The organism is Clostridia bacterium, assembly GCA_012841935.1.
Lineage (GTDB): Bacteria > Bacillota > Peptococcia > DRI-13 > DTU073 > DUTS01.
Window position 1 is genome coordinate 1 of record DUTS01000034.1, and the last position, 8938, is coordinate 8938.

Consider the following 8938-nt stretch of genomic DNA (forward strand, 5'->3'; position numbering starts at 1 on the left):
GTGTACACTATTTTCTCTATACGACAACTAGCCTAACACATAGGGTATCGAGCAAGGCAAGTCCTTAGGAAAGGTAATATTTTGGGCTTAATTAATAATAAATCTTAAGGAGATGAAAAATTTGAAAAACAAATATGAAAATATACCACAATACCTAAAAGACAAGGCTAGGTTTTGTGTGTGGAAAAATGAAGCTGGCAAAGGTAAAATTCCCTATCAAGCGAATGGTCAAAAGGCCAGAGCAAATAAGATTTCTACTTTTACTAATTTCAAAAATGCTCTAAAGGTAATAGATAAGTTTGACGGCCTAGGCATAGGTATCTTTAATAAAATATCTTCCATTGATATAAACAATTGTATTGATGAAAATGGAAACTATTCAGAATTAGCTAAAGATGTTATAAAGATTTTTTAAAAAATCCTACATAGAAAAAAGCGATTAATAGTTATAAATTAAACAGAGAATTCACAATAGGTTTACAAAGATGTCTTCTGATTATGAAAAGGAGCGGAAAGGATTAAAAACAAAGGTAGAACTTCTTGATAAAAAGTTAGAGTCTGCCAAAGACCAAGCTTTAAACACAGATAACTTTCTAAAGTTAGTAAAAAAGTATACTAAGATTAAAAAGCTAGATACAGAAATCATTAGGGAATTTATGAATAAGATAATCGGCTTTAAGGCTGTGAAGATAAATGGTAGAAACAACAGAAAATTAGGATATATTATAACTGCATTGGTGCAATTGACATTCCTAATACAGAAAGCAAAACGGCATAGCCGCTACAGCCGACTATGCCGAATTTATAAATTCCTATGATAAAGCACCATACTGACAGTACCTTTTTTAATTTCTTTCTGGTTCTTGATACGTTTGGACAGCTTGCTGTTGGCTGTCAGCTACCACAAAATCCCGCTTAATTTCACTTAAACGAGTTTGCAAGCCTTTATGGTTTTCAGCTAAAACTTCTTCCAACTTACCTGCTTCTACTAATTCTTTGTAATATCTCTTGCGTGCACGAGCCCTGGCTCTACCACTATTACTATTGGTAGTCCAAACTGATCTTTGTCCAATTCCTCTAGTTTTTCCTGCAGCTTTATTTTCCTTATGTAACTTATTTAATCCCCTTACTACGGCTATATGGTTGGCTTTCGGGGAATTCGCCAATTTCAAAAAATCTGGCCGTTTTTTTTCCATACATTCTACCTCCCAATTTTTATCGTGCTAATTCTTCAAAAACTCTTTCACTTCTAGCCCGTTTATTCCGTGCAGCAGTTTCCACCGGTTGCTGATTGGCCCTTCCTTTTGCCTTCCATACCTCTATGGATTTAACACGATTGCCTCTTTGCTCATAGGCCTCGAAAGCCGCTTCCGCACGTAAGAAAAAGGCCTCGTAATCACTTATCTGCTTCGCTTTTCTTTCAGATTCTAACTTAAAAAACAAAGCCTCCATATTTGTTCCCACATGATCTTTAATTGATAAACCCTTTTTTGATTTCACTAGCTATCAAGCCTCCTGTAAATTACTATGTAATAGCTACAATTTAAGATTATAACATAATTTATTGGGATATACCAATCTTTTAACACCTATCCCTATCTTCAGTAAATAACTCCTGCTTGCTCCCCCCCAAATCCTTATTTTTTCTTTCTACTTCGGCCATATACTCGGCTAAACCTTCTTTTCTACGCAAAGAATGCCGTAATTCAATCAACCTTTCTAAAACCTTGTCCCCACTTTTGTATTTTCTCACCACCAACCTCCCTTTTAAAAAAATTAAAGCAACTATTACAGATTATAGCATAATATTCGGAAATATACAAACAGGCACCAATAAAATCTTTTTAAAAAGATTGCTAATCTATTGACACCACCCTAAAACTACTTTAACATTATTGTTAACCTAAATGTACACATAGGTTAACAGACTTAACAAAGGTGGTGCAAAAAGTGTCCTCCCTATTTATTACCGGTACAGATACTGGTGTAGGTAAAACAATCATTACTGCCAGTTTAACAGCCCTTTTACGGGCACAAGGAAAAAAAGCGATCCCCATGAAACCAGTGCAAACTGATGGAATACCGGCTGCAGATCTCGAGGTTTATCGACAAATAACTGGCCTCCCTTTAAAAGAAAAAGCAATTAACCCCTATTGCTTTACTCCTCCCGCTTCCCCCCTAATCGCGGCCCGTTTAACCCCAAAAACCATTGACCTAACGAAAATTAAAACTGCTTACTTACAGTTAAAAAAGAAATATGAAATAGTTTTGGTGGAAGGAGCCGGCGGCCTAGCCGTCCCGTTTACCCCTACTTACACTTTTGCCGATTTAGCTCGAGAACTAAAATTACCGCTCTTGATTGTCGCCAGGCCCAGCCTGGGGACAATCAATCATACTGTTTTAACCGTAAATTATGCACTACAACATGGACTACAAGTTAAAGGAATTATTATTAATGGCTTTCAAAAAGAAAAAACTACCGCCATCGAAAAAAGCAATCCCCAAGTAATTGAATTATTAACCGGTATCCCTATTTTAGGTGTTTTACCCTACTTAAAAAATCTAGAAAAACAGCAGCTAATAAAAATATTTATGGAGACCATAGAGTGGTCAAAACTATTTGAGGAGGATTAAAAAATGACTCAAGAAAAAATACAACAATTACGTGCATGGGATCAAAAATATGTCTGGCATCCTTTTACACCAATGCTTGATTACAACCGCACTGAACCATTAATTATAGAACGCGGAGTGGGCAGCTATTTAATTGATGTTGAAGGTAATCGCTATTTAGATGGTGTATCCTCACTTTGGGTAAATGTACATGGTCACCGCTGCCCAGAACTAAATGAAGCCCTCAAAAAACAGTTAGAATTAATTGCCCATTCCACACTCCTAGGTCTAGCCAATGTACCCTCAATCAAATTAGCCAAAAAACTTGTGGAAATTACACCCCCCGGTCTGGAAAAAGTTTTTTACTCAGACGCCGGTTCCACCGCCGTGGAAATTGCCTTAAAAATTGCCTATCAATATTGGCAGCAAAAGGCTGAGGGCAAATATCGTCAAAAAACAAAATTCATTTCCCTTGTTGAAGCCTATCATGGTGATACTATTGGTTCGGTAAGTGTTGGTGGTATGGAACTTTTTCACCAAATTTTTCACCCTTTAATTTTTGAAAGTATTCATGTCCCCAGTCCCTATTGCTATCGCTGTCCTTTTGGTAAAGACAAAACCTCCTGTGCTTGGGAATGTTTACAAGAACTAGAAACTATTATGGAAAAACGGCATCAAGAAATTGCTGCTTTAATTATCGAACCTTTAGTACAGGGTGCTGGCGGTATGATTATGGCTCCAAAAGGTTTCCTCCGTAAAGTACGGGCTTTATGTGATCAATATCAAATTTTATTAATCGCTGATGAAGTAGCTGTTGGTTTTGGCCGTACCGGCAAACTTTTTGCCTGTGAACATGAACAAGTTTCGCCAGATTTAATGTGTGTGGCCAAAGGGATTACCGGTGGTTATTTACCAGTAGCTGCCACTTTAACTACTAATGAAATCTATAATGCTTTTCTAGGTGAACCTTGGGAACATAAAACATTTTATCACGGCCATACCTATACCGGCAACCCTTTAGGTTGTGCTGTAGCCTTGGCCAATTTGGAACTTCTAGAAAAAAAAGATTTAATAAAAAGTTTACAACCGAAAATCGCCCTTTTGGAAAAAGAACTGGCTAGATTTAAACATTTAAAACATGTCGGTGAAATAAGACATCAAGGAATGATCGTTGGTTTAGAATTAGTAGAAGATCCTCAAACCCGCAAACCTTTTTCACCGCGTAAACGTATTGGCCACCATGTTATTTTAGCCGCACGCCAACGTGGTTTGATTTTACGCCCCTTAGGTGACGTAATTGTTTTAATGCCAATTCTCTCCATGAGCCTAAGTGAACTAAAACAACTATTAGACATAACCTATGATTCCATAAAACAAGTCACCGAAGGGGGCCATGGTGATGCTTGCTGAAATTAAAAACAAAATTTTAAGTGGTGGGCAAATAACCTTTGCTGAAGCCCTCCAATTAACACAACTACCCAATAAACAGCTTTTTAATCTTTTTAATACCGCACGGCAAGTCAGAGAACATTTTTGGGGTAATAGCATAGAATTTTGCTCCATTATTAATGCCAAATCCGGCCATTGCTCAGAAAACTGCAATTTTTGTGCCCAATCAATTCATTTTCCAACCAAAATTAAAACTTATCCTCTACTCACCCCACAAAAGATTCTTGCCAAGGCTCGGGAAGCCGAAGCCAAAGGTGTGCAGCGTTTTTCTTTAGTAACTAGCGGCTTAAAACCTACCCCCAGCGATTTTCTACACATCCTAAAAATATTTAGGATTTTAAAAGAAGAAACCAAACTAGCTTTATGTGCTTCTTTAGGACTAATTAATGAAGCCCAAGCTGTTCAATTAGCTGCCGCAGGAGTAAGTACTTATCATCACAACCTAGAAAGCAGTGAAAACTTTTTTCCACAAATTTGTACCACCCATACTTATAAAGCTCGCCTAGATACCATTCTAGCTGCTCAAAAAGCAAATTTACGAGTTTGTGCAGGTGGTCTGCTTGGCTTAGGTGAAACCTGGAATGATCGACTACAATTAGCCTTTAAATTGCGGGAGCTACAAGTTGCTTCCCTTCCCTTAAATATTCTACAACCAATCAAGGGTACTCCCTTGGCCAATATAAAACCACCTCAACCATTGGAAATATTAAAGGCAATTGCTCTTTTTCGACTTATTTTACCCCAATGCGAATTACGCCTTTGTGGTGGACGCCAAGCCCTTCATAGTTTACAACCATTGGCCTTTTTGGCAGGTGTTAATGCCCTTTTAGTAGGTAACTATTTAACCACTACAGGTAAAAAAATTAATGATGATCAACAAACCTTAAAAGATTTAGGATTACAAGTTGGGGGAAGGGCTAAATGAACAAAGTTCGTTTTTTAACTGAACAAGCTCTGCTGATTACCTTACTTTTAATTATTGGCAGTATAAAACTACCCAGCTTTTTTCCCGGGGCCGAATTTCAACTTTCTGCACCTTTAGCTGTTGCCATCGCGGCCAATTTTGGTTTTTTAAGATATTTAACCGCGGGTATTGGTGCTAGTATCCTCAACCTGCTTTTAGGTACCCATAATTTTATTAATGTGCTCATCGCCATGATTTTTCGTTTAGTCGCTGGCGGTCTTGTTTGCCTTTTTGCTTCCCGCCCCCCTTTTATTATTCTTGCCGGTCCTTTAGGTTCCTTAGTTGCCCGTTTGGCTTTAGCTCTTTTTATCGGCAAAGCCGTCTGGGCCTTAATCATTGCAGCTCTACCGGGAATGATTTTCACGGCTTTAACTGCTTATCCTCTTACCAAATTACTGCAGAGAATTATTTCACTGCGAGATAAATCATCCCTAGGGGGGAAAAGCAATGCCTAATGTAAAAAAAACATTTTACAGTGTGCGTATGCGGGCCGCCCAAGGCGGTCCGCATGAACAAGGTGGTATCCACATTTCCGGTGCTGAAAGAATCGTAGCCAAAAACGAATTGGAAACAACCATTAAACAACTGCTTCTTCGTGCTCAAAACCATACAAAAGGTTCACCTGACTTTATTAATTTTAATGTAGAGGAACTACAAGCTGAAAATATTTTTTATGCCTCTACTCTACCCATCACCACTTTACAAGTAAAAGACTATCAAGCTGGCCGTCAAACTCTAAAATTACTTCTTACTCACTTAGGGATCTCCCCAAAGATTAGTACTAAAGCCCTGAACTTAATTTGCCATAAAAAACCTACCGACCGTGGTCAATATGGTGCTTGGCTGTTAGAGGCCTCTACTGGTCAATTAATAGGTCCTCCCCAAGGGGTGCGTGTTAGCCGTATGGATTTAACTCCTGAAGCCAGGGCTGCTCTAATTGCTTACCACCTGAACAACAATCATTTTAGTGAAGCTTTAACCTTAGCTAGTAAAATAATGCTCCATCCAGCCTCCCTGGCTGAAATTTGCTGGTCTGATGACCCAGATTATGTTGCCGGCTATCTAGCTAGTCGTCAAACAGGCTATTTACGCATCCCTTATTTAAAACCTGTAGGGGTACCTGTCGGAGGTCGGGTTATTCTCCTGCGAAAAACCAATTTACAGCAATATTTAAATTTCTTAACCCGACAACCAGTTTTATTTTCACAAATAGGTAATTCCCCAAAGAAGGGAGTCAATTATCCGTGGAAAAATTAACTTCAATTTTAAATCATCTACAAAAAAAACACTTAACCCGCGAACTCACTGAAATCAGAGGTCCCATAGAACCAATAATTAATCTTGCTGGTAAAAGGTACCTACTTTTAGCTTCTAATTCCTACTTGGGATTAAATACTCATCCCCAGGTAATTAAAGCTGCCTGTATGGCAATTAAACATTATGGTACAGGAAGTTGTGGTTCTCCTTTGGTTTGCGGCCATCTAACTCCCCATCAGAAATTAACAAAAGCCTTAGCAGTTTTTAAAGGAACGGAAAATGTACTGCTTTTTGGTAGTGGTTATTTAACCAATTTGGGAGTTTTAAGTTCATGGGCCCAACCTGGAGACCTAATTTTTTCCGATGCTTTAAATCATGCCAGCATTATTGACGGCTGCCGTTTTAACAAAGCGGAAGTACAAATCTATGCTCATTGTGATCTTGAACATTTGGAATTCCTTTTAAAACAGGCTCCCCACAAAAGGACCTTAATTGTTACTGATGGAGTTTTTAGTATGGATGGTGACTTGGCACCACTACCCCAAATAGTAGAATTAGCCCAAAAATATCAGGCTCAAATAATGGTAGATGATGCTCATGCTACCGGCGTACTAGGCCCACAAGGTCAAGGAACAGCAGCCCATTTTGGGTTAAACAAAGAAATTACCATACAAATTGGTACCCTTAGTAAAACATTCGGTTGTGCTGGCGGTTTTGTCGCCGGCTCAAACCTACTAATTAATTATTTAAAAAACCGTTCCCGTCCCTTTATTTTTTCAACCTCGATGACACCTGCTAATGCAGCTGCCGCCCTGATGGCCCTCAATCTTCTAAAATCCGAACCACAATTATTAACTTCCCTTAAACAAAAAATAACCCTCTGGCGTCAAGGATTGACCACCATGGGTTTTAATGTACCACCAGGTATAACACCCATTATTCCCATTATAATTGGAGAAACAAATTTATCTGTACAATTTTCAAAACTCCTTTTAGAACACGGCATCTTCGCCCCCGCCATTCGTCCACCTTCCGTACCAGAGGGCACAAGCCGTATTCGCACCACCATAACCGCCAAACATACTCCCAAACAATTACAAAATGCCCTACAGGTTTTCCAGTTTATTGGGAAAAAACTGGGCATCATCTAATATATTCCTCTGGCCCGGTATGTTCTACACGGGCCTCTTTTTTCGATGCTAAAAACCAACTCCGCAAATTTCTCGATTTTTCCCCACGAGGTAAAGAAGTATTCCCCAAAAAGTTCCTTTCGGCAATCAGCCCTAAAATTTGCCGACATTCCTCCCCAAATCCCTCCTTAGTTTTTTCCTTTTCTAAACCCACTACCAAATCATCTATTTCTCTTTCATTTGTTTGCAAAATTTCCAAAAGCATTTCGGTTTCAATTTCCAAGGGATTAAAATCTACTATTATCTGTCTAAACCGCTGATTAATTAATTTATAATAAAGTGCTTCAATTTTTACAGCTAACTCTAATTCCTCATTTGTCTCACAGGGATTATATTTATCATTAAATGTTTTCAAAACCTGTATAGCTCCAAAATAAGCATCATTAATTGCACCATTTAATCGATGCAATCCATGAGGTGTCGAATTAAAAAACAGTAGATCCTCTTGTCCCGAAAAAAGCCTCTGATTAAAGTATTGATTAATTTTCACAAAACATTTTTTAAGTTTTTCAACCTTAGCTATTTTTTGTATATTATAGGTTACATAAGCTATATAAGCCTCCATTAAAAGGTTATAGTTAAATGAACGCATTTCCTGATTAGCTTCCCCTTTTTGCATTAAAGCAAACAGCAAATTAAAATCATCATTTTCTTTTTTCAACTGTTGATAAACATCCCGAAGTCGCAATTTGACACCCCCATACCGCATTATTTTTTCATTTTACCACAAAAATCACAATTATGCAAATTATACCCTCACCTATTCTGCAATAAAAAATAAAGGACTATCTCCTGATATAATCAGGTGGCAGTCCTTTATTTTTTAGCAAACTAATTTTTGAAAAAGTATGTCTTAGATTTGGTGGAGCCAAGGGGACTTGAACCCCTGACCTCCTGACTGCCAGTCAGGCACTCTCCCAACTGAGCTATGGCCCCGTTTCGCTTTTCTATTATAGTATCGGAAATAACTTTTGTCAAACCTTTTCCCGATATTGAATTATTTCCGCATCTCCCCATAAACGTTCTAAATTATAAAACTCACGTGTTTCAGTAAGAAAAATATGCACAATTATCGAACCATAATCCTGTAATATCCAGCAGCCCTCAGTATAACCTTCCCTGCGTTCGAGAAATAAACCTTGCTGACTCATTTCTTTTTCCAAATAATCAGCAATCGCTTGTGTTTGCACTCGCGAATTACCATTACAGATTATAAAATAATCTGCCAAAAGGGAAATACCCTCTAAATTAATGAGCACAATATTTTCCCCTTTTTTAGCCGCAATTACTTTACATATTTCCTGTACCAGCTCTTTACTCTTCATTTTTATTTTTTCATACCGTTGCCAAAACCTTATAAAACTCTATAAGTTCTGTTTGTTTCCCTGTTCTTCCTGTCCAGTTTCGGATAAAACCTACCGCTGTTTGATATAACAGTCCAAGGGCTTAACTTCGGGTACAACGA

Annotated in this window: 12 protein-coding genes, 1 tRNA gene and 1 pseudogene; 8 read left to right on the forward strand and 6 right to left on the reverse strand. The window is 38.1% G+C overall.

The genetic code is table 11. From position 1 onward, the window contains the following. Positions 1-112 precede the first annotated feature (112 nt). A complete protein-coding gene (locus GX687_01925; GenBank protein HHX96209.1) occupies positions 113-415 on the forward strand; it encodes a hypothetical protein in 303 nt (100 codons plus the stop codon). A gap of 70 nt (positions 416-485) precedes the next feature. Then, positions 486-778 (forward strand): annotated as a pseudogene (locus GX687_01930) (DUF4368 domain-containing protein). A gap of 67 nt (positions 779-845) precedes the next feature. Here the strand turns inward: GX687_01930 and GX687_01935 are convergent. The 3 genes from GX687_01935 to GX687_01945 form a co-directional block, all read right to left on the reverse strand. After that, positions 846-1196: a hypothetical protein gene (locus GX687_01935; protein HHX96210.1), complete on the reverse strand. Its 351-nt coding sequence runs from the start codon at positions 1194-1196 to the stop codon at positions 846-848. 19 nt (positions 1197-1215) lie between these two features. Next, positions 1216-1500, reverse strand: coding sequence for a hypothetical protein (locus GX687_01940; protein ID HHX96211.1), 285 nt, complete (start codon positions 1498-1500; stop codon positions 1216-1218). A gap of 82 nt (positions 1501-1582) precedes the next feature. Then, entirely contained in the window at positions 1583-1753 is a 171-nt protein-coding gene (locus tag GX687_01945) for a hypothetical protein (protein HHX96212.1), read from the reverse strand. 197 nt (positions 1754-1950) lie between these two features. Here GX687_01945 and bioD point away from each other — a divergent pair, with 197 nt between their 5' ends. Genes bioD through bioF form a run of 6 tightly spaced genes read left to right on the forward strand, consistent with a single transcriptional unit; the run spans position 1951 to position 7434 of the window. Beyond that, positions 1951-2634: a dethiobiotin synthase gene (gene bioD / locus GX687_01950; GenBank protein ID HHX96213.1), complete on the forward strand. Its 684-nt coding sequence runs from the start codon at positions 1951-1953 to the stop codon at positions 2632-2634. A 3-nt stretch (positions 2635-2637) separates the two neighbouring features. Next, entirely contained in the window at positions 2638-4023 is a 1386-nt protein-coding gene (bioA, locus tag GX687_01955) for an adenosylmethionine--8-amino-7-oxononanoate transaminase (GenBank protein HHX96214.1), read from the forward strand. Next, positions 4013-4987, forward strand: coding sequence for a biotin synthase BioB (gene bioB, locus GX687_01960; GenBank protein HHX96215.1), 975 nt, complete (start codon positions 4013-4015; stop codon positions 4985-4987). Before bioA ends, bioB begins: the two co-directional genes overlap by 11 nt. Further along, the gene (locus tag GX687_01965; protein ID HHX96216.1) at positions 4984-5481 is read left to right on the forward strand and encodes a hypothetical protein; all 498 of its coding nucleotides are present in this window, start codon (positions 4984-4986) and stop codon (positions 5479-5481) included. The genes bioB and GX687_01965 overlap by 4 nt, the downstream gene beginning before the upstream one ends. After that, entirely contained in the window at positions 5474-6283 is an 810-nt protein-coding gene (gene bioW / locus GX687_01970; GenBank protein ID HHX96217.1) for a 6-carboxyhexanoate--CoA ligase, read from the forward strand. The genes GX687_01965 and bioW overlap by 8 nt, the downstream gene beginning before the upstream one ends. Beyond that, positions 6271-7434 carry an 8-amino-7-oxononanoate synthase gene (bioF, locus tag GX687_01975; GenBank protein ID HHX96218.1) on the forward strand — a complete coding sequence of 388 codons (1164 nt, stop codon included), beginning with the start codon at positions 6271-6273 and terminating at the stop codon, positions 7432-7434. The genes bioW and bioF overlap by 13 nt, the downstream gene beginning before the upstream one ends. On the opposite strand, the gene GX687_01980 is transcribed toward bioF, so the two are convergent. The 3 genes from GX687_01980 to rsfS form a co-directional block, all read right to left on the reverse strand. Further along, positions 7427-8161, reverse strand: coding sequence for a hypothetical protein (locus GX687_01980; protein ID HHX96219.1), 735 nt, complete (start codon positions 8159-8161; stop codon positions 7427-7429). The two genes, bioF and GX687_01980, sit on opposite strands and share 8 nt — an antisense overlap. A gap of 172 nt (positions 8162-8333) precedes the next feature. Next, positions 8334-8409: transfer RNA gene (locus GX687_01985), tRNA-Ala, on the reverse strand. Positions 8410-8447: 38 nt separating this feature from the next. Next, positions 8448-8798 carry a ribosome silencing factor gene (rsfS, locus tag GX687_01990; GenBank protein ID HHX96220.1) on the reverse strand — a complete coding sequence of 117 codons (351 nt, stop codon included), beginning with the start codon at positions 8796-8798 and terminating at the stop codon, positions 8448-8450. Positions 8799-8938: the final 140 nt, after the last annotated feature.

Coding starts and splice junctions, on each gene's coding strand:
- bioB (HHX96215.1), top strand. CDS start 4,013: ATGCTTGCTGAAATTAAAAACAAAATTTTAAGTGGTGGGCAAATAACC.
- GX687_01925 (HHX96209.1), top strand. CDS start 113: ATGAAAAATTTGAAAAACAAATATGAAAATATACCACAATACCTAAAA.
- rsfS (HHX96220.1), bottom strand. CDS start 8,798: ATGAAGAGTAAAGAGCTGGTACAGGAAATATGTAAAGTAATTGCGGCT.
- bioA (HHX96214.1), top strand. CDS start 2,638: ATGACTCAAGAAAAAATACAACAATTACGTGCATGGGATCAAAAATAT.
- GX687_01965 (HHX96216.1), top strand. CDS start 4,984: ATGAACAAAGTTCGTTTTTTAACTGAACAAGCTCTGCTGATTACCTTA.
- GX687_01935 (HHX96210.1), bottom strand. CDS start 1,196: ATGGAAAAAAAACGGCCAGATTTTTTGAAATTGGCGAATTCCCCGAAA.
- bioW (HHX96217.1), top strand. CDS start 5,474: ATGCCTAATGTAAAAAAAACATTTTACAGTGTGCGTATGCGGGCCGCC.